This is a genomic window from Mangrovicoccus algicola (genome assembly GCF_014903745.1).
In the GTDB taxonomy this organism is placed as follows: domain Bacteria; phylum Pseudomonadota; class Alphaproteobacteria; order Rhodobacterales; family Rhodobacteraceae; genus Mangrovicoccus; species Mangrovicoccus algicola.
Genome location: NZ_JACVXA010000030.1, coordinates 1 through 23,159, shown reverse-complemented (window position 1 = coordinate 23,159; position 23,159 = coordinate 1). Strand labels below are relative to the sequence as shown.

The following is a 23,159-nucleotide window of genomic DNA, read 5'->3' as shown; positions in this document are numbered from 1 at the left end:
ATCGGTCGGCGCGATCCTGTCCCGCCCCCGGCCTGCAGGGAATTCGGGACTTTCACCGCAATGCCAACCCATGCTAGATTTTCCGCTGCAATGGTGAGCAAACCCGACAAACGCGAGCGCGCCGCGCAGTTCCGGGCCCGGCTGGCCGGGACCATGCAGCGCAAGGCGCTGTCGCGCAGCGATCTCGCCCGGCTGACCGGGGTGGACCGCTCGACCATCGGGCAGATCCTGGCCGAGGGCGCCGCGCGCATGCCCAATGCCGCGCTGGCGGCGGATTGCGCGCAGGCGCTGGGGGTCTCGGCGGACTGGCTGCTGGGGCTGTCCGACCGGCCCGAACCCATCGGCGAGATGATCGAGGCGGCGTTGCGGCTGAGCGAGGCGGAGCGCTCGGGCGCCGATGACCAGGTTCTCGGCTGGCACCGCGAGGCGGAGGGCTACAAGATCCGCCATGTCCCCGCGACCCTGCCGGACCTGCTGCGCACCGATGCCGTGCGGCGCTGGGAATACGCGGCCTTCCAGGGCCGGTCCCCCGCGCCCGGCGCAGGTACGGCGCAGGCGGCGCAGGACTGGCTGGCGGCGGGGCTGTCGGATTACGAGATCGCCCTGCCCGAGCATGAACTGCGCGCCTTCGCGGCGGGAACGGGCTATTATGACGGGCTGGGCTGGCCGGAGCGGCGCGCGCAGCTGGAACATGTCCGCGACAGCGCCCGGACCTTCTACCCGGGGCTGCGGCTGTGTCTCTTCGATGCCAGGCGGGCCTTTTCGGCGCCGCTCTCGGTCTTCGGTCCGCGCCTGGCCGTGCTCTATGTCGGGCGGTTCTACCTGGCCTTTCGCGAGACGGGGCGGGTCCGGGCCATGGCCCAGCATTTCGACTGGCTGGTGCGCGAGGCCTCCGTCGATGCCCGCGACATCCCCGGTTTCGTCGATGGCCTGATCGCGGATCAGGACGCCTCCGGACGCGACCGCCAGAAGATGTGATCGGCAATCCTTTCAACCAGGTCCATGTCGCGGTTCCAGACGGGATCGACATAGGTCGCATGGTAGTGATCCGCCCCCATCAGCCGCGGATCGGGGCCCGCCGCCAGCACCTGGGCCGCGAAATCCACCGCCTCCGCCCAGGCCCGCATGTCGCGGATCGGCGCGAATCCGCGGTCCGGCCTGAGATAGGAGAACTGCACCGGCACCACCACTTCACAGGGGGTCATCCCCCAGCGAAACGGGTCCAGGACACGGTTCAGGATCACTCCGGCAACCGCCCGCTGGCCCTCCGGCGGCTGGTTGCGCGCCTCATGATAAACCGAGACAGCGGTGCAGAGAAGATCGGTCTCTGCCGAAAAATCCCGCGGCGGGGTCCGGGCCAGCCGCTCGGCCTCCGCGCGCAGGAGCCGCGCCGGGGGCGGTTGCCAAACGGGGCTGCCGAAGCCTCCGGCCCTGCCGGGCCAGCCACCGGAATGCCGCCGCCGGGCCAGTCCCTCCGTATCCGTCAGGGGCAGCGCCCGCGCCTGCAGGATCGCCGCGGCGGCCCCGGAAAGAAGCGGCCCGCCGCCGGTGACATCCCAGGCATCCCGGCCCGCCCCCGGCGCGGCCCGCAGCGCCCCCTGAAACAGGCTCTGCGCCGCGGCGGGCGGCACCGGCGCAAGGACAAGCAGGACAAATGCGAGGGCGAGGGCGGCAGCGGCCCGCGGCAGCAAGGAAGACATGACGACTCCGCCATCCGTTCTGGATGATCCCATCTAGCCGCGCCGGGACTAACGAAAGGTGGACCCGCGGGCGGAAATTTCTTGCCCCCGTTTGCCGCTTGGTGATGCTTTGGCCCTAGAGACGGCGGCAAAGGGAGGTGCCCGCGATGACCTACGTACCGGCAAGCGACCGTTACCAGAGGATGGAGTACCGCCGCTGCGGCCGGTCCGGCCTGCGGCTGCCGCGGATCAGCCTGGGGCTCTGGCACAATTTCGGCCGGAACCGCAGCCCGGACAGCCAGGCGGCGATCTGCAGGACGGCCTTCGATCACGGCATCACCCATTTCGACCTGGCCAACAATTACGGCCCGCCCCCGGGCAGCGCCGAGTCCGCCTTCGGCGAGATGCTGCGGCGCGATTTCGCCCGGCATCGCGACGAGCTGATCATCAGCAGCAAGGCCGGCTATGACATGTGGCCCGGCCCCTATGGCGAATGGGGCAGCCGCAAGCATCTGATCGCCTCCTGCGACCAGTCGCTGAAACGGCTGGGCGTCGATTACGTCGACATCTTCTACAGCCACCGCTTCGATCCGGACACGCCGCTGGAGGAGACCATGGGAGCGCTCGATCATATCGTGCGCTCGGGCCGCGCGCTCTATGTCGGGATCTCCTCCTACAATTCCCGCCGCAGCCGCGAGGCGGCCGCGATCCTCGCGCAGCTGGGCACGCCGCTGGTGATCCACCAGCCCGCCTACAACATCCTCAACCGCTGGGTGGAACGCGACGGGCTGACCGCGACGCTGGAGGATCTGGGGATCGGCTCCATCGCCTTCTCGCCGCTGGCGCAGGGCATGCTCACGCTGAAATATCTCAAGGGCATCCCGGCAGGCAGCCGCGCCTCGCAGGACGGGTTCCTCGCGCGCGAGAAGATCACCCCGGACCTCGGCGACCGCATCCGCGGGCTGAACGAGATCGCCAAGGCCCGCGGCCAGAGCCTGGCGCAGATGGCCATCGCCTGGGTGCTGCGCGACGGGATCACCTCGGCCCTGATCGGCTCATCGCGTCCCGAACAGGTGATCGACAGCTGCGGCGCGCTGGAGAATACCGCCTTCACCGCCGAGGAACTGGCCGCCATCGACGCGCTGAAGCCCGCGCAGGACGAAACCCTGTGGGCCTCCTCTTCCGAGGGCGTGTAGCGGCCGGGCGGGCGCCCCTTGCCGACGGCAGAGCAAGCGCCTAGGTACGGGAGATGGCTCCGCTCATCGATCCCTTCGCCCGCCCGATCAGCTATCTGCGCGTCTCGGTGACGGATCGCTGCGATTTCCGCTGTGTCTATTGCATGGCGGAAAACATGACCTTCCTGCCCAAGAAGGAACTCCTGACTCTGGAGGAGCTGGACCGGCTCTGCTCGGCCTTCATCCGCATGGGCGTGGAAAAGCTGCGCATCACCGGCGGCGAGCCCCTGGTGCGTCGCGGGATCATGACCTTCTTTGCCGCGATGGGTCGGCATCTGGACTCCGGCGCGCTGAAGGAACTGACGCTGACCACCAACGGCTCGCAGCTGGGCCGCTTTGCCGCCGATCTGGCCGCGGTCGGGGTGCGGCGGGTCAATGTCTCGCTCGACACGCTCGACGAGGAGAAATTCGCCCGCGTCACCCGCTGGGGCCGCCTGCCGCAGGTGCTCAAGGGCATCGACGCGGCGCAGGCCGCCGGGCTGAGGATCAAGATCAATGCCGTCGCGCTGAAGGGGTTCAACGAGGACGAGCTGTTCAGCCTGACCGAATGGTGCGCGGCCCGCGACATCGACCTGACCTGGATCGAGGTCATGCCGATGGGCGATCTGGGCAACGAGAACCGGCTGGACCAGTACTGGGCGCTGAGCGACCTGCGCGCGCGCCTTGCCGCGCGCTACGCCGTCACCGATCTGCCCGAGCGCACGGGCGGCCCCGCGCGGTATGTGCGGCTTGAGGAAACCGGGCAGAAGATCGGGTTCATCACGCCGCTGAGCCACAATTTCTGCGAAAGCTGCAACCGCGTGCGGCTGACCTGCACGGGCGAATTGTTCATGTGCCTGGGCCAGGAGGACAATGCCGACCTGCGCCATCCGCTGCGCGCCTCCGAGGGCGATGCAGCGGTCGAGGAGGCGATCCGCGCCGCCATCTCGCGCAAGCCCAAGGGCCATGATTTCGACTATTCCCGCCAGCGTGCCGACGGGCAGATGTCGCGCCACATGAGCCATACCGGCGGGTGACGCGACAGGCCGGGGCTACATCCGGTAACGCTTGTACTCATTGCCGCGATAGATCTGGAAGATCCGCACGCCCTCGGGATAGTCGGCCGCGGTCACCCGGCAATTGGCCATCGCGCCGTCAAGATCGTCCGGCCGCGCCACCTTGTTGAAGAAGGTCAGGTTCTCGATGATGGGCACGCCGTTCATCGCGATCCCCGAATCGCGCACGACGGTCCGCAGATGCTCGGTCCCCTGCGCGCCGGAGGTCGCATAGGCGCCGCAGACCACGACCTTGTCCTCGGCGCCGGGGAAGGCGGCATAGCGGATCTCGATCCCGCCGGGACCTCGTGTCCATCCGGCTTCCGCCATGGCGAAGGCATCGCTGACCGGCACCTGGCGGTCGGCCTCGGGCGGCGGGGCGCAGCCTGCAAGCAGCCCCGCGGCGAGAAGGAGCGTGGCGGAAATCCTGGTCGTCATGTCTATCCTCTGGGTCTTCCTGGAAAATCATCGGGCGGACGGGCCGCCCCGCCGCCTAGCCGAGCGGCAGGCGCGCCTCGGCGATGCCGACCCACCAGGAACAGCCCGCGGGGATCGCCTCGTCGTTGAAATCGTATTCGGGATGATGGACCGGGGCGCTGTCGCCATTGCCCAGCAGGATATAGGCGCCGGGGCGTTCCTGCAGCAGATAGGCGAAATCCTCGCCCCCCATGATCAGGGGGGCCTCGGCGCAGTCCCCTGCAACCGCGGTCGCGACCTCGGCGGCATGGACGGTTTCCTCCGCCGCATTCGCCATCACCGGATAGCCCCGCCAGTAGTCCAGATCGGCCTGCCCGCCGAAGGTCGCGGCGATGCCCCGGGCGATCTCGCCGATGCGCCGCTCGGCCAGGTCGCGATTGCCCTCCTCCAGCGTGCGCACCGTGCCCTTCAGCGTGACATGGGGCGGGATGACGTTATAGGCGGTGCTGGCGGTCTCGAAACTGGTGACGGAGATGACCATCTGCTCGACCGGGTCGCAGTTGCGGCTGACCACCGATTGCAGCGCCATCACCGCCTGGGCGCCCATCACGGTCGGATCGCAGGTCTCATGCGGCTTGGCGGCATGCCCGCCCCGCCCGCGCAGCACCAGGCGGAACTGGTCGGTGGCGGCGAAGAAGGGGCCGGGACGGATCGCGAACCGGCCCAGCGGGATGCCCGGCCAGTTATGCATGCCATAGACCTCGGCGATGCCGAACCGGTCCAGCATGCCGTCCTCGATCATCTCCCTGCCGCCGCCGCCGCCTTCCTCCGCAGGCTGGAAGATCACCGCGACGGTGCCGTCGAAATTGCGGGTCTCGGCCAGGTAGCGCGCCGCGCCGAGCAGCATCGCGGTATGGCCGTCATGGCCGCAGGCATGCATCGCGCCCTCGGTGGCGGAGGCATAGTCCAGCCCGGTCGCCTCGCGGATCGGCAGCGCATCCATGTCCGCCCGCAGCCCGATCGTGCGCCCCGACAGGGTCCGGCGTCCATGGATCAGCCCCACCACCCCGGTCCGGCCGATCCCTTCGACCACCTCGTCGCAGCCGAAATCACGCAGCCGCGCGGCCACGAGGCCGGCGGTGCGATGCGTGTCGAACAGGATTTCGGGATGCCGGTGCAGGTCGCGCCGCCAGGCGGTGATTTCGGGCAGAAGCTCGGCGAAACGGTTCTTGATCGGCATGGGGGCTCCGCAGGAGGTTTCCGCCATCATAGGCGGAAACCCGCGGAAAGCCACAGGACCTCCGGCTGCGGCGCGGTGCCGCCCCGGAGACGCGGAGATCAGGCCGCGGTCTTGCGGCGGCGGGCCGCCAGACCCAGCGCGCCCAGGCCGCCCAGCAGCATGACGGCGCTGAAGGGCACCGGCACCGGCGCGGGGCTGGTCGTGCCGGAGGCCGGATCGGCGGACGCCCAGTTCAGACCGGTGATGTTGTAGTTCAGCCGGCCATAGGTGCCGTAGAGCCCCAGATAGAGCGACCCGGCGAAATCATCATCCAGAACAAGCGTCAGCGTATCGTCCTGGGGATTGTAGTAGTCCAGCCCGACCGTGCCCAGCTTGGTCCCTTCCCAGCCGCTCCACTGGTAGGGGGTGGTCTTGTAATAGACATCGCCGCCCGCGGAATAGCTGTAGGCCGCCGCGTCATCGCCGATCGAGGAGAAGGTCAGCGTGATGGTCTGCGCCCCGGCGGCCAGGCCGGTCAGCGCCAGGTAGTCGTAGTCGTTCTGGTAGCTCCAGGTGCCGGTGACGGTGCTGGACCCGGTGGCGGTCACGGTGGTCACGTTCTGCCAGTCGTTGGAGTAGTCGCCGCCGTAATCGGCCTCGCTGACCGTGGCCGCGAAGGTGCCGCCCGCCAGGCAGGACAGGCCCGCAGCAAGGAACAGGGTCTTCAGCATGTCTTTCATTCGTTCAATCCCTCACTCGTCCCGGTTCGGCGGTGCCGGTGCCCTCGGGGCCCGGCCGTCGCGGTCGCGGCGCTGTCATCGCATGAGCCGGAATTATAGTTGCCGGTGCGTTACCACAAGCGGCCGCAGGGCCCGATAGCCTGAATCGAAACATGCTTATCCAAAGGGATAGCCCCCCTGCCCGGTCAGTGCATCCGGCGGCGGATCCGGCGCACCATGGCCCAGACAACGGCCACCACGACCGGCGTGACCAGCGTCGCCAGCCAGGGTTTCGCGACCAGGCCCGCCCCGGCCAGAGGCGCCAGGAGATACAGGCACAGGCTGACCGCGTAATAGCTGATGGCGACGACCGACAGCCCCTCCACCGTCTCCTGCAGGCGCAGCTGCAGGTCGGCGCGGCGGTCCATGCTTTCCAGAAGCCGCTGGTTCTGCGCCGAGCGTTCGACATCGACCCGCGTGCGCAAGAGGTTGGAGGCCCGCCCGCCGCGTTCGGTCATCTGCAGCAGCCGCCGCTCGGCCGCGGCGGCGGTGCGCATCGCCGGTTCCCAGCGGCGCGTCATGAATTCGCCGACCGTCTGACGCCCCAGGAACCGGGTCTCGCGCAGCACCCCGATGCGCTGGCGGACGATTTCGGCATAGGCGCCGGTCGCCCCGTAGCGGAAGGAGGACCGCGTCGACAGCGCCTCCAGCGCCGAGGCCAGCGACAAGAGCCGCTGCAGCGTCGCCTCCGCAGGGGCGTCGTCATCGGCCATGGCCGCGGTCAGGCGGGTCATCTCGGCCTCGATCCGGCTCAGTTCCGGCCCGGTCTCCCGCGCCAGCATCAGCCCCAGCAGCGACATCTTGGAATAGGTCTCGATCTCGGCCAGGCGCTGGACCACCCGCCCCGTGCGATGCGGCCCGCAGCCCGGCGCGACGAAGACCGCGATGCGCGCGTGATCCCCGTCATCCAGCCGGAAGTCGCTGGCCGCCACCGCATCGCCGTCCAGCACCTGCGACACGGCCAGGCTCTCGCCCTGGAACCAGCTTTCCAGCAGCGGCGAAACCTGCTGCGGATCCGGGGGCATCCGCTCCACCCGGATGAGGGCCGAGGTGATGCGCTGCCCCGGCAGGTCCGCCAGCCAGTCGGCGGGGAACATGTTCAGCAGGGCGGCGGAAAAGGGCGCATCCTCCTCCGCGCCGCCTTCCGAGATCAGCATCCATGTGTCGAATTCGGTATGGCTTTCCCATTTCAGCCAGCGCCGCCCCAGCGGACCGCTGAAATGCGTGGCGCCGGGCAGCGGGCGGTTCTGCACGCCGAACCGGTCCAGCAGGCGTTCCAGATGCGCGCGCCCCGCGGCGCGCTCATGCGTCCCGTCGCCGGGATGGCGCATCGCCAGCAGCGCGGCCCGGGCCGGAACGGCGATGACCGGGAAGGGCCGCGCATGAAGCTCGGCCGAAAGCGCCAGGCGCTGCGGATCATCGGCAAGCCTCGTCATTCTGTCCCTCCCGCCGCCCTGCGGGAAAGTCTAGCGCCCCGGCCGCGAAGCGGAAGTCCGACTCACGGATGGGGCCCCCTGCCCGGGATCAGTCCGGCGACACGGCATTCGGCGGCGGCGCGCCGTTCAGCACCGCCTCGAGATTGTCGGCGGCCATGTGGCCCATCGCCTCGCGCACCTCCAGCGTGGCGGTGCCCAGATGCGGCAGGAGCGTGACATTGGGCAGCGCGCGCAGCCCCTCGGGCACCGCCGGTTCGTCCTCGTAGACATCCAGCCCCGCGCCGCCGATCCGGCCGGCCTCCAGTGCCGCGATCAGCGCGGACTCATCCACGATGTCGCCGCGGGCGATATTGACCAGATGCGCATGGGGCTGCATCGCGGCGATGGCCGCCGCATCGACCAGGTGGCGCGTCGCCGGGCCGCCCGGCACGCAGACGATGACCACATCGGCCGCCGCCATGACCTCGTGCAGCGTGTCGAGCTGCACCGCCTCCACCCCCGGATCCGCCACGCGGGAGCGGTTGTGGAACACGACCTTCATGCCGAATCCCAGTGCGGCGCGGCGCGCCACCGCCTTGCCGATCCGGCCCATGCCGATGACCCCCAGGGTCTTGCCGGTCATGTGCAGCCCCAGCATCTGCACCGGGTGCCAGCCTTCCCAGTCGCCCGCGCGCACCAGCCTTTCGCCCTCGGCGGCGCGGCGGCAGCTCATCAGCATCAGCGTCAGGCCGATATCGGCGGTGGCATCGGTGACGGCGCCCGGCGTGTTGGACACCGCCACCCCGGCCGCCGTGGCCGCGGCCACGTCGATATGGTTGTAGCCCACGCCGAAATTGGCCAAGAGCCGCGCCCGCGGGGAGGGCACATCGGCGAAGACCTCGGCCGAGTACATGTCGCGCAGCGTCGGCAGCACCAGGTCGTGATCGCGCAGGCTGGCGCGCAGTTCATCCCCGTCCAACGGCGCGGTGGAGGGGCGGAAGGTGCAGTCCCCCATCCCCTTCAGCCGCGCCTCGACCGCCTCGGGCAGCGGCCGCGTCACGTAGATTTTCGTCATCAGAACATCCTCCCGCCCGGCGGCACGTCCTTGTCCGGGCTCATCAGAACAACATCGCCATTCGCATCGGGCACGCCCAGCACCAGCACCTCGGAGCGCACGGGCCCGATCTGGCGCGGCGGGAAATTGACCACGCCCATCACCAGCCGTCCGGGCAGGTCCTCCAGCCGGTAATGCACCGTGATCTGGGCCGAGCTGCGCCTTTCGCCGATCTCGGGGCCGAAATCGACCCACAGCCGGTAGGCGGGCTTGCGTGCCTCGGGAAAGGGCTCGGCGCGGGTGATGCGGCCGACGCGGATGTCGAGTTTCAGGAAATCGTCGAAACTGGCCTCCATCGCCTCAGCCCGCCAGTTCGCGCGAGCGGTCCGCCGCCGCCTTCACCGCCCGGCCCAGCAGCGCGGGGAAGCCCGCCGCCTCGTCCATCAGAACGGCCAGCGCCGCCGCGGTGGTGCCGTTCGGCGAGGTCACGTTGACGCGCAGCTGCGCCGGATCCTCGGCCGCACGTTCGGCCAGGTGGCCCGCGCCGCCCACCGTCGCCTTGGCCAGGCGCATCGCCAGATCGGCGGGCAACCCCTCGGCCTCTCCCGCGCGGGCCAGCGTCTCGATCAGGTGGAACACATAGGCCGGGCCCGAGCCGGAGACGGCGGTGACCGCATCCATCTGCGATTCCGCCTCCAGCCGCAGGGTCTGGCCGACCGCCGCCAGCAGCAGTTCCGCCGTCTGCATCTGGTCCTCGCTGACACGGGCATTGCCGATCAGCGCGGTGATGCCGCGCCCGACCGCGGCGGGCGTGTTGGGCATGGCGCGGATGACGGGCGTCGCGGCGCCGAGAAGGGATTCGAAGGTCGCAATCGTGGTTCCGGCGGCAATCGACAGGAACACCGTATCGCCGCCGCCGAGCGCGGTGATCGCGGGCAGCGCGCTGCCGATCATCTGCGGCTTGACCGCGACCAGCACGATGGCCGGATCGGCCGGCAGCTGCGCGTTGAGGTGGATGCCGTCTAGCCCGGCAAGCCAGTCCGACGGGTTGGGATCCATCACCCAGACGGATCCCGCGGGCAGCCCGCCATCGAGCCAGCCCGCCAGCATCGCCGAACCCATCTTGCCGCAGCCGAGCAGGACAAGGCCCCGCTGCCGCACGTTTTCCATAGACATGCCTGTCTCCCTGCAAGTGCAGGGGGCAGGTTAGGCCCGACCGTAGGCCTCGGCAATGGCGACATGCATCGCCTCGCGGACGGGTGTGTCGCCCCAGACCGCCAGCTGGAAGGCCGGGTAGAACCGTTCGGAGGCGCAGACCGCCGCCTCGATCATCGTGGCGATCTGATCGGGGGTGGCGACCTGTTCGCCCGCCAGGATCAGCCCGTAGCGATAGACCAGCAGCTTCTGCTCTTCCCAGTAGGTGAAGTTGCCCGACCAGCATTTGTCATTGGCGGCATTGAGCGCCTCGAACAGCGCGGCGCGCTTCTCCTCGGGCAGCTCCATCTCGAAGGAGCAGATGAGGCGCAGCGTCTCGTCGGCATTGCACCAGGCCAGGGTCACCGCATAGGTGCGCCACTGGCCCTCGACGGCCATGGCGATCTGGTCATCGGCAACGCGGTCGAATTCCCAGGCGTGATGTTCCGCAAGAGATTCCACGATGTCGATCGGATCGATATCGGACGTGTGCAGATCGTGTTCGCAAAGGGACATGCTCGGCCTCGTAGGTCTGGGCCCCACGGGCCGGGCCCGAGGGCGGGTGCCTGTATATAGCGGCGGCTCTTGGCCATCTCACTACAACATATGGTGGGCCGGCCGCGGGATTCTGTAAAGCGATATTTCGGTGACGACCATCCCGCCGCGCCCGGGTGCCCAATTCCGCGGCGCCGCGCGAACCGCCCCGGAAGGCCGCGCTAGAGCCCCCGCGCCCAGCAGGCAAGGTCCCGCGCAAGCGGCGCGGTCTGGCCGGGGCTGAGGATATCCCCGGCGATCACATGCGACGCGATGTCGTCCTGGGGCCCCATGACCCGCGGCAGCAGCCGGGCGGGCGCGCCCCATTCGGCCGCGGCGCGGCGGATGGCGCGCGCGTCGACGATCCGGTCGGCATCGGCGAAGGCGAAGGCCGCCGGAATGCGCGCCCGGCGGAAATCGGCCCGCCCGACATGCCCGACCAGCGCGCCCAGCGGCAGCAGCGAGACCATGGGATAATCCAGCGTCCAGGCGGCGCCGTGGCGCGGGCCGCGCGGCGGGACGGTCCGCGTGCCGCGCAGCAGCCGCCGGCCCCAGACGGAGGCCAGCGGCGCCGTCAGGGCGCGCGCCCCCGCCCCGCGCAGCCGGTAGGCCGGGGCGATCAGCATCAGCCCCGCGACATCGCGGCCATGGGCAGGATCCAGCGCGGCCAGCGTCGCCAGCGCCCCGCCCATGGAACTGCCCATCACGATCACCTTGCCGCCGATCCGGCGGCCGATGGCGATGGCCTCGGCGAGATTGTCGGCCCAGTCCGCCAGCCCCGCCCCGGCCATCGCCGGGCCGGTGCTGCCATGGCCCGCAAGCCGGGCGAAGTGCAGATTGGCCCCCAGCGCCGCCGCCACCAGGTCCGGCAGGGGGCGCAGCTCCGGCGCCGCCGCCGAGAAGCCGTGGAGATAGACCAGCGACAGCGCCGTGCGCTCGGCCCGCCGCCCGGCCCAGAGCACGGCCTTGGCCGCACCCGGCCGCAGCCCCGGCACGGCCGCCTCGCGCGCCGCCAGCCAGGGCTCCAGCGCCTCGATCCCGGGCACGCCCGGATCGCGCCAGGCCAGCGCCGCCGGAACGCGCCGGACCGGCATCAGCCGGCCTCCAGCACCTCGGCGATGGCCTGCTCGATCAGCGCCAGGCAGTCCGGCGAGGAAAAGGCGTGATCGGCGCCCTTGACCAGCGTCAGGCGGATATCGCCCCCCTGGGCATGGTTCAGCAGCAGCATCGCGCGCGAGGGATCGACATCGCGATCGGCCGTGCCCTGCAGGAACCGCACCGGCACCGGCAGCGCCAGCGGCTCGCGCAGCACCATGTTGCGCCGCCCGTCCTCGATCAGGCCGCGGGTGATCGGATAGGGGCTGCCGTAATCCGACGGGACATGCACCACGCCATGGCTCATCAGCTCCTCGCGCGCGGCATTGGAGAACCCGTCCCAGAACCCGTCCTCGGTGAAGTCGGGCGCGGCGGCGATGGTCACCAGCCCGGCGCAATCCACCAGCGCCCGGCGCAGCAGCAAGAGCGCGATCCATCCGCCCATGGAGGAGCCGACCAGGATCTGCGGCCCCGCGGTGACGGCATTGATGACCGCCGCCGCATCCTCGGCCCATCTGCCGATCGTGCCCTCGGTGAAGGCCCCTTCGGAGCGGCCATGCCCGGAATAGTCGAAACGCAGGAAGGCGCGGTCCCGCGCCTCGGCCCAGGCCTGCAGATACGTGGCCTTGGTGCCCGCCATGTCCGACATGAAGCCCCCGAGGAAGACCACGCCCGGCCCCTGCCCCTCGCGCCGGTGATAGGCCAGGCGGCGGCCTTGCGGGGTGTCCAGATAGCTCGGGCTCTCCATCGTCCGTCTCTCCTGCGGCTTGCTCACAGCGGACCTTGCACGCGGCCGCGGCGAATGCGAGTCCGGGCTCGCGGGAAAAGCCAGAGAACCCCGCCGGGTTGGCAGCACGGCCACAGCTTTGCCCGGGGAGGCCCCGGCTCGGGGGCCGGGGCGGGACGGCACCGCAATGGCCGCCCGGGCTAGCAGGCCGCGACCGCCCGCGCCGCCATCACCGCGATCAGATGCGCGCGATAGGCGGCGCTGGCGTGAAGATCGGCGGCCAGACCGGCGGGCGAGACCCGCACCGCCGCCGCCGCATCGGGGGTGAATTCCGCGTCCAGCGCAGCCTCCAGCCCGGCATGGCGGAAGACGCCATCCTCGCCCGCGCCGGTCACCGCGACGCGGATGCCCGCCGCGGTCTCGGCGACCATGACGCCGACCAGCGCATAGCGGCTGGCAGGGTTGGGAAACTTGGCATAGGCGGCGCGTTTCGGCGGATCGAGATGGATGCGCGTGACGATCTCGCCTTCTTCCAGCGCGGTGGCGAAGAGCCCCTCGAAGAACTCTTCGGCCGCCAGCACCCGCCGGTCCGTCTCGATGCGGGCCTCCAGCGCCAGCAGCGCCGCGGGGTAATCCGCCGCCGGATCGTTATTGGCGACCGAGCCGCCGATGGTGCCGCGATGGCGCACCGCCGGATCGCCGATCCCCGCCGCCACCAGTCCCAGAACCGGCAGATGCGCGGCGACCTCGGCGGAGGCGGCGATCTCGGCATGGGTGGTCATCGCGCCGATGACCAGCCCGCCGCCCTCGGCGCGGATGCCCGACAGGCCGCAGGCGGCCAGATCGACCAGCGCCGAGGGGGCGGCCAGGTGCTGCTTCATCGTCGGCAGCAGGGTCTGCCCCCCCGCCAGCGCCATGGCCTCCTCTTCTTCCGCCAGCAGGTGAAGGGCCTCCTCGACGGAGGCGGGCCGGTGATAGGTCACGGGATACATGCGCGCTCCTCCCTATTCTGCCGCGGCGGGCGCACGCGCCCCCGCAAGGGCCTGCCAGACCTTCATCGGCGTGGCGGGCATGGACAGGTCATTGGTGCCGATCGCGTCGGTCACGGCATTGATCACGGCCGGCGGCGAGCCGATCGCCCCCGCCTCGCCGCAGCCCTTCATGCCCAGCGGATTGCCCGGGCAGACGGTGGCGTTGTGGGTGATGGTATAGAAGGGCACGTCATCCGCCCGCGGCATGCAGTAATCCATGTAGGACCCGGTCAGCAGCTGGCCTGCCTCGTCATAGACCACCTGTTCCAGAAGCGCCTGGCCGATGCCCTGCGCCACCCCGCCATGGACCTGGCCTTCCACGATCATCGGGTTGATCACCGTGCCGAAATCATCGGCGGCGGTGAATTGCACGATGCGCACCACCCCGGTCTGGGGATCGACCTCGACCTCGCAGATATAGGTGCCCGCGGGAAAGGTGAAATTCACCGGATCGTAGAAGGCGGTCTCCTTCAGCCCCGGCTCCATCCCCTCGGGCAGGTCATGGGCGGTATAGGCGGCCAGGCCGATCTCGTGCCAGGCGAGGCTGCGATTGGTGCCAGGCAGCCGAGCCTGCCCGTCCTCGATGACGATATCCTCGGGGGCGCCGTCCAGCAGATGCGCCGCGATCCGGCGGACCTTGGCCTCGACCTTGTCCATGGCCCGCACGATGGCCGACATCCCCACCGCGCCCGAGCGCGAGCCGTAGGTGCCCATGCCGAACTGCACCTTGTCGGTATCGCCATGCAGGATCGAGATGCTCTCGATCGGCACGCCGAACCGGTCGGCGACGATCTGGGCAAAGGTGGTCTCGTGCCCCTGCCCGTGGCTGTGGCTGCCGGTGAGGATCTCGATCGTGCCCACCGGGTTCACCCGCATTTCCGCGGATTCCCACAGCCCGACCCCGGCACCGAGCGCGCCCACGGCCTTCGAGGGCGCGATGCCGCAGGCCTCGATATAGCACGAATAGCCCAGACCCCGCAGCATCCCGCGCGCCGCGGCCTCCGCGCGCCGCGCGGGAAAGCCCGCCACGTCGGCGGCGGCCATGGCCTTGTCGAGATTGCCGGGGAAATCGCCCGCGTCATAGCACATGATGACCGGCGTCTGATGCGGGAAGCTCTGGATGAAGTTGCGCCTGCGCAGCTCCGCCTCCTCCATCCCCATCTGCCGCGCGGCGGTGGTCATCATCCGCTCCACCAGATAGGTGGCTTCCGGCCGCCCGGCGCCGCGATAGGCATCCACCGGCACGGTGTTGGAATAGGCCGCCTTCACATTGGCATGGATCGCCGGGATGTCGTATTGCCCCGACAGCAGCGTCGCATACAGGTAGGTCGGCGTCGCGGTGGCGAAAAGCGAGCAATAGGCGCCCAGATTGGCGATGGTCTCGACCTTGAAGCCGGTGATCCGCCCGCCCTCGTCGAAGCCCATCCGCGCGGTCGTCACATGGTCGCGGCCATGGGCGTCGGTCATGAAGGCTTCGTTGCGCTCCGAGGTCCATTTCACCGAGCGCCCGGTCTTCATCGCCGCCCAGAGGCAGGTGATCTCCTCGGGATAGATGTAGATCTTGGACCCGAAGCCGCCGCCGACATCGGGGGCGACGACGCGCAGCTTGTGTTCCGGGGCGACCTGGTAGAAGGCCGACAGGACCAGCCGCGCGACATGCGGGTTCTGCGAGGTGGTATAGAGCGTGTAGTGATCCTCCGCCGGGTCGTGGACGGCCACGGCGCTGCGCGGCTCCATCGCGTTCGGCGCCAGGCGGTTGTTCTCCAGCGACAGCTCCACCACCGTGGCGGCCGCGGCCAGCGCCGCATCGGTGGCGGCGGCATCGCCGATCTCCCAGTCGAAGACCAGGTTGCCCGGCGCCACGTCATGCAGCTGCGGCGCGCCGGGCTGCAGCGCCCGGTCGCCGCGCGCCACCGCGGGCAACTCCTCATAGGAGACCTCGACCAGTTCCGCGGCATTGCGCGCGCCCTGGCGGGTCTCGGCGATCACCACCGCCACCGCGTCGCCGACATAGCGCACCCGGTCCGTGGCCAGGGCCGACCAGTCGCCGACCTTCATCGGCGCGCCGTCCTTCGAGGTGATCGCCCAGCCGGTGATGATGTTGCCGATGCCGTCTGCCACCAGCTCCGGCCCGGTCAGCACCCGGATCACGCCCTCCTGCTCCAGCGCCGCCGCCGCGTCGATGCCGCTCACCCGCGCATGGGCATGGGGGGACCGGACGAAGGCGGCATAGGCCTGGTTCTCCATCCGCAGGTCGTCGGTATACCTGCCCCGCCCGGTCAAAAAACGCCGGTCCTCGCGGCGCTTGACCGGCTTGCCGATTCCGTTCTCGCTCATCTCACATCTCCGCCGCTGCGGCCCGGATCGACCGCACGATGTTGTGATAGCCCGTGCAGCGGCAGATATTGCCCTCCAGCTCGGCGCGGATCGCGGCCTCGGTCAGCTCGCGCCCGGCGGCGCGGTAGCGCTTCACCATGTCGATCCCCGACATCACCATGCCCGGCGTGCAGTAGCCGCATTGCAGCCCGTGATGGTCGTTGAACGCCTTCTGCATCGGGTGCAGCTCGTCCCCGGCAATGCCCTCGATCGTGACGACCGTGCCGCCGGAGGCCTGCGCCGCCAGCGTCGCGCAGGATTTCACCGCGCGCCCGTCCAGATGCACAAGGCAGGCGCCGCACTGGCTGGTGTCGCAGCCCACATGCGTGCCGGTCAGGCGCAGTTCCTCGCGCAGGAATTCCACCAGCAGCATCGCATCGGGCACGTCGCGTCGCACCCTGCGGCCGTTCACCGTCAGGTTCACCTCGGTCATGGATCCTCCCTTCCGGCGGGAGCCGCGCCCCGCCCCTGTCCTTGCCATGCGGGCGGCAACTTGCCTCCGCAATCGCTGAGATAGGCAGACCCTCCGGTGCAGGCCGGGCCTGCTCCGCGTGCTGATGCATGTCTTGTCCGGACAGAGTCCTCCCTTGCCCGAGCCTATCCGGATCGCGGCTTGACGCAAGGGGCGGCGACTAAGCCTAAAGTCGGTAGCGGCTCAGCGGGCGGGGATCACAGCGGCGCGGCCAGCACCAGCACCCAGTAGGGGCCGATATGGTTCGACGCCCCGCCGAAGCCGAAATGCACCGCCAGCGGGCTGGCCATGTTGGCATGATGTCCGGGAGAGCCCTCCCAGGCGGCCATGACCTCGGCGGCGTCGCGCTGGCCGAATGCCACATTCTCGGCGGCGAAGCTCCAGGCATAGCCCTGCGCGGCGATACGCTGGGCCACCGTGTCCATGTTGCCCGGCCCGCTGCCATGGCTGAGCACCGCGCGCCGCGCCAGATCGGCGGCATGGGCGCGCGCCGCCGCCTCGCAGAGCGGATGCGACACCAGCGGCGCCAGCCCGTTGCGCGCGCGGAAGGCATCCAGCAATGGGCCGATCTCCGCCGCCACCGGCTCAGCCCGCCGCCAGGGCGCGCGCCAGCCTTGTCTGGGTCTCCAGCAGCCGCCCGAGATCCAGCCGCGCCATCTGCCCGCCGACGACCACCGCGCGGCCCTCGACGATCAGGTCGCGCACCCGGGTCGGACCCGAGAGCAGAAGCGCCCCAACCGGGTCCCAGGCGCCGGCCGCCTCGATCCCCGAAACGTCCCAGATGGCGATATCGGCGCGCTTGCCGGGTTCCAGCGTGCCCAGGTCATCGAGCCGCCCCAGCACCTCCGCCCCGCCGCGCGTGGCGATTTCCAGCGCCTCGCGGACGGACATGGCATCGGCGCCGCGCGCGACCCGCTGCAGCAGCATCGCCTGGCGCGCCTCGGCCACCAGGTTGCCCGCATCGTTGGAGGCCGAGCCGTCGACGCCCAGCCCGACGCGCACCCCCGCATCGCGCATCGCGCGCACCGGCGCGATCCCCGATCCCAGCCGGCAGTTGGAACAGGGGCAATGCGCCACGCCGGTGCCCGAACGCGCGAAAAGGTCGATCTCGACCCCGTCCAGCTTGACGCAATGGGCATGCCAGACATCATCCCCGGTCCAGCCCAGATCCTCGGCATACTGCCCCGGACGACAGCCGAATTTCTCCAGCGAATAGGCGATGTCCTCGTCATTCTCGGCCAGGTGGGTATGCAGCCGCACGCCCTTGTCGCGCGCCAGGATCGCGGCGTCGCGCATCAGCTCGCGGCTGACCGAGAAGGGCGAACAGGGGGCGATGCCGACTTGGATCATCGCGCCCGGGCGCGGGTCGTGGAAGGCATCGACCACGCGGATGCAGTCCTCCAGGATCGCCGCCTCGCGCTCCACCAGGCTGTGCGGCGGCAGGCCCCCGTCGCTTTCGCCGATCGACATGGCCCCGCGGGTCGCCAGGAGGCGGATCCCCACCTCGCCCGCCGCCTCGATCGTGTCATCCAGTCGCGATCCGTTGGGAAAGAGGTAAAGGTGGTCCGAGGTCAGCGTGCAGCCCGACAGCGCCAGCTCCGCCAGCCCGGTCATCGCCGAGACGCGCATATGTTCGGGGGTGAAGCGCGCCCAGATCGGATAGAGCGTCTGCAGCCAGCCGAAAAGCAGCGCATCCTGCCCGGCAGGCACCGCGCGGGTCAGGCTCTGGTACAGGTGATGATGCGTGTTGATCAGCCCCGGCGTGACGACGCAGCCCGCCGCATCGAGGATCTCGTCCCCGGGCGCGGGCGCCAGCCCCGGCCCGATCGCGGCGATGACGCCGCCGGCGATGCGCAGATCGGCGCCCTTCAGTTCGCGCCGCGCCCCGTCCATCGTGACGATCACCTCGGCGCCGCGGATCAGCATCCCGCTCATGCCGCGCCCTCCGCCGCCGTCCCGGACAGCAGCGCCAGCGCCTCGGCATGCAATTCCGGCGAACCCGCAGCCAGGATGCGCCCGCCCTCGTCGGCCGGGCCGCCCTGCCAGTCGGTGACGATGCCGCCCGCCGCCTCGATCACCGCGATGGGACCGGCAATGTCATAGCGCTGCAGCCCCGCCTCGATCACCAGGTCGACATGGCCGAGCGCCAGGAGCCCGTAGGCATAGCAATCCATCCCGAACCGCGTCAGCCGCGCCCGCGCCGAGACCTCGCGGAACCGCGCCGCCTCCTGCGCCGTGCCGATCTCGGGAAAGGTGGAGAAGAGGATCGCGTCCTTCAGCGCGACGCCCTGGCGCGACCGCAGCGGCGCCTCGCCCTGCGGTCCGCGATAGCGCGCGACGCCCAGCCCGCCCTCGAACCTCTCGCCGATGAAGGGCTGGTCGATGATGCCGTAAACCGGACGCGTGCCCTCGCAGGCGGCGATCAGCACGCCCCAGGTCGGCGTGCCCGACAGGAAGCCGCGGGTGCCGTCGATCGGATCCAGAACCCAGGTCAGGCCGGAGCTGCCCCGGGTGATGCCGTATTCCTCGCCGAAGACCCCGTCCCCGGGGCGGCGTTCGGCGAGGATGGCGCGCATCGCGGCCTCGGCCGCGCGGTCGCCCTCGGTCACGGGATCGAACCCTGCCGCGGCCTTGTTCGCCGCGTCCAGCCCGGGATTGCGGAAATGGGCCAGGGTTTCCGCCCGGGCCGCATCGGCCAGGGCATGGGCGGTGTCGATCAGGGACTGGGACAAGGCGGACCCTCGCGGCATGGACATGTGATGATCGCCGCCCGCGCGGGTCGGCTGGCCGCACCACTACGTGGCCCGCGCGGCAGCGGCAAGCCGCCCGTCAGGCCGCGTTGCTGAGCACCCGCGCCAGTTCGAACAGCTGCCGGCGCTGGTTTTCGGGGATCGCGTAATAGGAGCGCACGAGATCCAGCGCCTCCTTGTCGGCGAGAAGGTCCCCCACCGGCGAGATCCCGGCCGCGGCCCCGTCGACCCCGTCTTCCCCGGCCTCCACGCCTTCGAAGAAATAGGCCACCGGCACGTCGAGCGCCAGCGAGATGTCCCACAGGCGCGAGGCGCTGATGCGGTTCATTCCGGTTTCGTATTTCTGGATCTGCTGGAACTTGATGCCCACCTTCGTGGCCAGCTGCTGCTGGGTCATGCCCACCATCCAGCGCCTGTGCCGAACCCTCTTGCCCACGTGAACGTCAACCGGATGCTTCATCGCCATCTCCAAACTTGTCACTCCGCCGGAAGGCAAACCCGCCCCGGCACCCCCTGAACCGGGGAAGGACCCGGGCCGCGCGGGGGCCGTCCAGCCATCCCGCCCCGGCCCCGGCCGTCTGTCCTGTCATAGCGCCATGTCCCGGCGAGGACCCTGCCGACGGGTCCGGTCCCTTCGGAATCGGCGGCCCCGCGCAGGGGCCGACTTCCATCGGCGCCCCCGGAGCCGCTAAACAGGTAGCACCGTGAAAGGGGTTTGTCATGCGCGCCTACCAAATTTCGAAATCCGGCGGAGAACCCGCCCTGGTCGATATTGCCGTGCCCGCCCCCGCCGCGGGAGAGGTGCTGATCCGCATCGCCGCCTGCGGGCTGAATTTCGCCGATCTGCTGATCGCGAAGGGAAAATATCAGGACATGCCGCCCTTTCCCGCGACGCTGGGACTGGAACTGGCCGGGACGGTCGCCGCCCTGGGCGAGGGCGTGACGGGTCTGGCCGCCGGCGACAGGGTGGCGGTCTATGCGGGCCATGGGGGGCTGGCCGAATGGGGATGCTTTCCGGCCGCCCGCTGCCTGCCGGTCCCCGATGCCATGACGATGACCGAGGCGGCCGGGTTCCAGATCGCCTATGGCACCTCCCACCTGGCGCTGGATCATGCCGCGCGGCTGAAACCCGGCGAGACGCTGCTGGTCACCGGCGCGGCGGGCGGCGTCGGGCTGACGGCGGTGGAGCTGGGCCGGCTGATGGGCGCGCGGGTGATCGCCTGCGCCCGCGGCGCGCAGAAGCTGGAGGCCGCGCGCGCCGCCGGGGCGCATGAGGTGATCGACAGCGACCATCCCGACCTGCGCGGCGCGCTGAAGGCGATGGGCGGGGCCGAGGTGGTCTATGACACGATCGGCGGCCCCCTCTTCCGGCCCTGCCTCAGCGCCTGCCGCCCGGGCGGCCGCTATCTGCTGATCGGCTTCGCCGGGGGCGAGGTGCAGCAGATCCCGGCCAATCACCTCCTGGTCAAGAACATATCGGTGATCGGCCTCTACTGGGGGGGCTATCTGGCCTTCGATCCCGCGACGCTGACCGGCAGCCTCGCGCAGCTGATGGACTGGCATGCCGCGGGAAAGCTGCGCCCGCATGTCAGCCACGTGATGCCGCTGGCCGACGTGGCCGAGGCGATGGAGATCCTGCGCGCGCGCCGCTCCACCGGCAAGATCGTCATCACCATGTAGCCCGCAGGCCGGTCATTCCGCCGCCGCCAGCGACGCGGCGGCCCCATAGGCCGCGCGCAGCAGCGCCTGCACCCGCTCCGCCGGCGGACCCGACAGCCCCTGGCGGCGATACATGTTGATATGCATCGAGGGCAGCGCGGGCAGGCCCGCCGCCTCCGGCACCTCGGAACAGCCCGGCGGCAGCGTGCCGCGCAGCACCACCTGAAGCGCGAAATCCGCCGCGACGCTGGCCTCGATGGTGCGCGAATGATCCGCCTCCACCGCCAGATCCCAGGGGATCCCCGCCGCCTCCAGCGCGGCCTGCACCGGCGCGCGGAACAGGCAGTTGGGTTCGAAGGCCAGCCGCAGCGGCCGCGCGCGCCAGATCTGCGCGTCCTGCGCGCCGATCCAGACCATCGGCAGCGTCGCCAGCGTCTCGCAGCCCTCGGGGCGGGTCTCCTGCGTGGTCAGGATCACGTCGACGCTGCCGGCCTCCATCTGTTTCAGCAGGTTGACCGTGTAGGAGCTGACCAGATGCACCTTGACCCGCGGAAACTCGGCGGCAAAGCGCTGCATCACCCCGGGGATATGCGGATAGACGATGTCATGCGGCACGCCCAGCGTCAGCCGCCCCTCGTAATCCTGCGTGGTCAGCCGGGTGATGGCCTCGTCGTTCAGCTCCAGCATGCGCCGGGCATAACCGGCCAGCTGTTCGCCCGCCGAGGTCAGGCTGACGCTGCGCGCCTGCCGGTTCAACAGCTGCACATCAAGCGACTCCTCCAGCCGCTTCATCTGCATCGACACCGCCGATTGCGTCAGGTTCAGCACATTCGCCGCGCGCGTCACCCCGCCCAGATCGGCGATCGTCACCAGCGCCCGCAGCGCCGCAAGGTCCAGGACTCGGGCCATATCAATCCTCGTGAGCCATAGCCCCACAAAGCGTCGTTTCACTTGCCGGGCCTGACAGAGCATAGATCATTTCACATGATGCATTCCAGACCATTCATCACAGGAACAAGGGATATTCCATGTCCGACCAGACCTGCCCCCGCCCCGCCCCGCGTCTGCTGCGGCTGCCGCGCCTTGCGCGACTGCGCCTCGCCGAACGGCTTGCCCTCGCCCGCCAGCGGCGCCACCTGCGCCATCTGGACGCCCATCTGCTGCGCGATGTCGGGCTGACCCGGGCCGAGGCCGAGCGCGAGTCGCAGCGCCCCCCGTGGGACGCGCCGCACTGGTGGAAATGACCGCAAAACGCGCGCCTGCCTGCGACATCGAACCGCCGGTCTGAGAATCTTTCGCAATTTTCGCCGGCGGCCATACGCATTCGCTTGAAAGAGGCGGCCTCCATGCCTTTATGATTAGCTGAGACGCGTCCCCGCCCGGGGACGCCACGATATATCAACTAGGAGGCAACCCATGGCTGACTACCAGACGATGCGCGGCACCGCCGGTGTCCGCACGGCTGCAATTGACGAGGGCCTGAAGGCCCATATGAACAAGGTCTACGGCACGATGTCCGTGGGCATGCTGCTGACCGCGCTGGCGGCCTGGGCGATTTCCGGACTGGCAGTGACCACCGATCCCGCCAGCGGCCAGGAAATGCTGACCGGCCTGGGCCAGGCGATCTATGCCAGCCCGCTGAAATGGGTGATCATGTTCGCGCCCCTGGCCTTCGTCTTCGGCCTGTCGGCGGGGATCAACCGCATGTCGGCCGCGACCGCGCAGATGGTCTTCTACGTCTATGCCGCCGTCATGGGCCTGTCGCTCAGCTCGATCTTCCTGGTCTTCACCGGGGAATCCATCGCGCAGACCTTCCTGGTCACCGCCATCGCCTTCGCCGGTCTCAGCCTTTACGGCTACACGACCAAGAAGGACCTGTCGGGTTTCGGCACCTTCCTGATGATGGGCGTGATCGGCATCCTGGTGGCGTCGATCGTCAACATCTTCATCGCCTCCTCGGCGCTGTCCTTCGCGATCTCGGTGATCGGCGTGCTGGTCTTCGCGGGCCTGACCGCCTATGACACGCAGCGGATCAAGACCGACTACATCGCCCATGCACAGCATGCCGACAGCGAATGGCTGGGCAAGTCCGCGATCATGGGCGCGCTGTCGCTCTATCTGGACTTCATCAACCTGTTCATGTTCCTGCTCCAATTCATGGGCAACCGCGAATAACCCTGCGGTCGGTCCCAGGAATTTCCAAGCCCCGCCGGACATCCCGTCCGGCGGGGCTTTCCATTTCCGGGGGCCGCGCGCCCCTTTTGGGCGGCAGGAGCGGTCGCGGCGCCTCAGGTCGCGCAGCTTTCCGCATCTTCCCCGCCATGGAACCGGACGGCATGGCCGGATATCAGCGGCTCCTGCAAGCCTGCCCCCTGGGAGCCGCACATCCCCGGCCGCCTCTATGCGGCCCGCCTGCATGCCCCGGGCTTCCAGGGCAACCCCACAAGGACGGCGTTGGAAGCAGCAGCGTTCCTGCCGTTGTCAGCCGT

General features: G+C 69.8%; 25 protein-coding genes. 6 read left to right on the top strand and 19 right to left on the bottom strand.

What is annotated here, in order from left to right; all coding sequences use genetic code 11:
• Positions 1-90 precede the first annotated feature (90 nt).
• A complete protein-coding gene (locus ICN82_RS10835) occupies positions 91-978 on the top strand; it encodes a helix-turn-helix domain-containing protein (protein ID WP_193182582.1) in 888 nt (295 codons plus the stop codon).
• Here ICN82_RS10835 and ICN82_RS10830 read toward each other — a convergent pair.
• The gene (locus ICN82_RS10830; RefSeq protein ID WP_193182580.1) at positions 942-1,700 is read right to left on the bottom strand and encodes a cell wall hydrolase; all 759 of its coding nucleotides are present in this window, start codon (positions 1,698-1,700) and stop codon (positions 942-944) included. The two genes, ICN82_RS10835 and ICN82_RS10830, sit on opposite strands and share 37 nt — an antisense overlap.
• 146 nt (positions 1,701-1,846) lie before the next feature.
• On the opposite strand from ICN82_RS10830, the gene mgrA reads away from it, so the two are divergent.
• Positions 1,847-2,875 (top strand): L-glyceraldehyde 3-phosphate reductase, encoded by a 1,029-nt coding sequence (gene mgrA / locus ICN82_RS10825; protein WP_193182577.1) that lies wholly within the window; start codon positions 1,847-1,849, stop codon positions 2,873-2,875.
• Positions 2,876-2,928: 53 nt separating this feature from the next.
• Positions 2,929-3,930 carry a GTP 3',8-cyclase MoaA gene (gene moaA / locus ICN82_RS10820; RefSeq protein WP_193182575.1) on the top strand — a complete coding sequence of 334 codons (1,002 nt, stop codon included), beginning with the start codon at positions 2,929-2,931 and terminating at the stop codon, positions 3,928-3,930.
• A gap of 15 nt (positions 3,931-3,945) precedes the next feature.
• Here moaA and ICN82_RS10815 read toward each other — a convergent pair whose 3' ends face one another.
• The 17 genes from ICN82_RS10815 to ICN82_RS10735 all read right to left on the bottom strand — a co-directional run bounded on the left by ICN82_RS10815 (position 3,946) and on the right by ICN82_RS10735 (position 19,471).
• On the bottom strand, positions 3,946-4,386 hold the full coding sequence (locus tag ICN82_RS10815) for a hypothetical protein (RefSeq protein ID WP_193182573.1): 441 nt from the start codon (positions 4,384-4,386) through the stop codon (positions 3,946-3,948).
• 55 nt (positions 4,387-4,441) lie between these two features.
• Positions 4,442-5,605, bottom strand: a complete 1,164-nt coding sequence (locus tag ICN82_RS10810; protein ID WP_193182571.1) for a M20 aminoacylase family protein — start codon at positions 5,603-5,605, stop codon at positions 4,442-4,444.
• Between the two features lie 98 nt (positions 5,606-5,703).
• Entirely contained in the window at positions 5,704-6,324 is a 621-nt protein-coding gene (locus tag ICN82_RS10805) for a VPLPA-CTERM sorting domain-containing protein (protein ID WP_193182569.1), read from the bottom strand.
• Positions 6,325-6,509: 185 nt separating this feature from the next.
• Positions 6,510-7,799: a DUF3422 family protein gene (locus ICN82_RS10800; RefSeq protein ID WP_193182567.1), complete on the bottom strand. Its 1,290-nt coding sequence runs from the start codon at positions 7,797-7,799 to the stop codon at positions 6,510-6,512.
• Between the two features lie 88 nt (positions 7,800-7,887).
• Positions 7,888-8,853 (bottom strand): 2-hydroxyacid dehydrogenase, encoded by a 966-nt coding sequence (locus tag ICN82_RS10795; RefSeq protein ID WP_193182565.1) that lies wholly within the window; start codon positions 8,851-8,853, stop codon positions 7,888-7,890.
• Positions 8,853-9,188 carry a tRNA-binding protein gene (locus ICN82_RS10790; RefSeq protein ID WP_193182563.1) on the bottom strand — a complete coding sequence of 112 codons (336 nt, stop codon included), beginning with the start codon at positions 9,186-9,188 and terminating at the stop codon, positions 8,853-8,855. Before ICN82_RS10790 ends, ICN82_RS10795 begins: the two co-directional genes overlap by 1 nt.
• A gap of 4 nt (positions 9,189-9,192) precedes the next feature.
• Positions 9,193-10,008, bottom strand: a complete 816-nt coding sequence (proC, locus tag ICN82_RS10785; RefSeq protein ID WP_193182562.1) for a pyrroline-5-carboxylate reductase — start codon at positions 10,006-10,008, stop codon at positions 9,193-9,195.
• 30 nt (positions 10,009-10,038) lie between these two features.
• A complete protein-coding gene (locus ICN82_RS10780) occupies positions 10,039-10,542 on the bottom strand; it encodes a type III secretion system chaperone family protein (RefSeq protein WP_193182560.1) in 504 nt (167 codons plus the stop codon).
• Positions 10,543-10,742: 200 nt separating this feature from the next.
• Positions 10,743-11,654, bottom strand: coding sequence for an alpha/beta hydrolase (locus ICN82_RS10775; protein ID WP_193182558.1), 912 nt, complete (start codon positions 11,652-11,654; stop codon positions 10,743-10,745).
• Entirely contained in the window at positions 11,654-12,403 is a 750-nt protein-coding gene (locus tag ICN82_RS10770; protein WP_193182556.1) for an alpha/beta fold hydrolase, read from the bottom strand. The genes ICN82_RS10775 and ICN82_RS10770 overlap by 1 nt, the downstream gene beginning before the upstream one ends.
• Before the next feature lie 179 nt (positions 12,404-12,582).
• Complete coding sequence (locus tag ICN82_RS10765; protein ID WP_193182554.1) at positions 12,583-13,374, bottom strand: FAD binding domain-containing protein; 792 nt, start codon at positions 13,372-13,374, stop codon at positions 12,583-12,585.
• 12 nt (positions 13,375-13,386) lie between these two features.
• Positions 13,387-15,750 (bottom strand): xanthine dehydrogenase family protein molybdopterin-binding subunit, encoded by a 2,364-nt coding sequence (locus ICN82_RS10760; RefSeq protein WP_193182552.1) that lies wholly within the window; start codon positions 15,748-15,750, stop codon positions 13,387-13,389.
• A 1-nt stretch (position 15,751) separates the two neighbouring features.
• Positions 15,752-16,222, bottom strand: coding sequence for a (2Fe-2S)-binding protein (locus ICN82_RS10755; RefSeq protein ID WP_193182550.1), 471 nt, complete (start codon positions 16,220-16,222; stop codon positions 15,752-15,754).
• Positions 16,223-16,458: 236 nt separating this feature from the next.
• Positions 16,459-16,821: a CAP domain-containing protein gene (locus ICN82_RS10750; RefSeq protein WP_193182548.1), complete on the bottom strand. Its 363-nt coding sequence runs from the start codon at positions 16,819-16,821 to the stop codon at positions 16,459-16,461.
• 25 nt (positions 16,822-16,846) lie between these two features.
• Entirely contained in the window at positions 16,847-18,196 is a 1,350-nt protein-coding gene (locus tag ICN82_RS10745; RefSeq protein ID WP_193182546.1) for an 8-oxoguanine deaminase, read from the bottom strand.
• On the bottom strand, positions 18,193-19,017 hold the full coding sequence (locus ICN82_RS10740) for an inositol monophosphatase family protein (protein ID WP_407943758.1): 825 nt from the start codon (positions 19,015-19,017) through the stop codon (positions 18,193-18,195). Before ICN82_RS10740 ends, ICN82_RS10745 begins: the two co-directional genes overlap by 4 nt.
• Before the next feature lie 73 nt (positions 19,018-19,090).
• A complete protein-coding gene (locus ICN82_RS10735; RefSeq protein ID WP_193182544.1) occupies positions 19,091-19,471 on the bottom strand; it encodes a helix-turn-helix domain-containing protein in 381 nt (126 codons plus the stop codon).
• Positions 19,472-19,731: 260 nt separating this feature from the next.
• Between ICN82_RS10735 and ICN82_RS10730 the strand changes: the two genes are divergently transcribed.
• On the top strand, positions 19,732-20,691 hold the full coding sequence (locus ICN82_RS10730; RefSeq protein WP_193182542.1) for an NADPH:quinone oxidoreductase family protein: 960 nt from the start codon (positions 19,732-19,734) through the stop codon (positions 20,689-20,691).
• Between the two features lie 12 nt (positions 20,692-20,703).
• Here the strand turns inward: ICN82_RS10730 and ICN82_RS10725 are convergent, their stop codons facing one another.
• Positions 20,704-21,579, bottom strand: a complete 876-nt coding sequence (locus tag ICN82_RS10725; protein WP_193182540.1) for a LysR substrate-binding domain-containing protein — start codon at positions 21,577-21,579, stop codon at positions 20,704-20,706.
• Positions 21,580-21,698: 119 nt separating this feature from the next.
• On the opposite strand from ICN82_RS10725, the gene ICN82_RS10720 reads away from it, so the two are divergent.
• Both ICN82_RS10720 and ICN82_RS10715 read left to right on the top strand, forming a co-directional pair.
• Positions 21,699-21,914, top strand: coding sequence for a DUF1127 domain-containing protein (locus ICN82_RS10720; protein WP_193182538.1), 216 nt, complete (start codon positions 21,699-21,701; stop codon positions 21,912-21,914).
• Between the two features lie 172 nt (positions 21,915-22,086).
• Complete coding sequence (locus ICN82_RS10715; RefSeq protein WP_193182536.1) at positions 22,087-22,845, top strand: Bax inhibitor-1/YccA family protein; 759 nt, start codon at positions 22,087-22,089, stop codon at positions 22,843-22,845.
• The last annotated feature ends 314 nt before the right edge of the window (positions 22,846-23,159 follow it).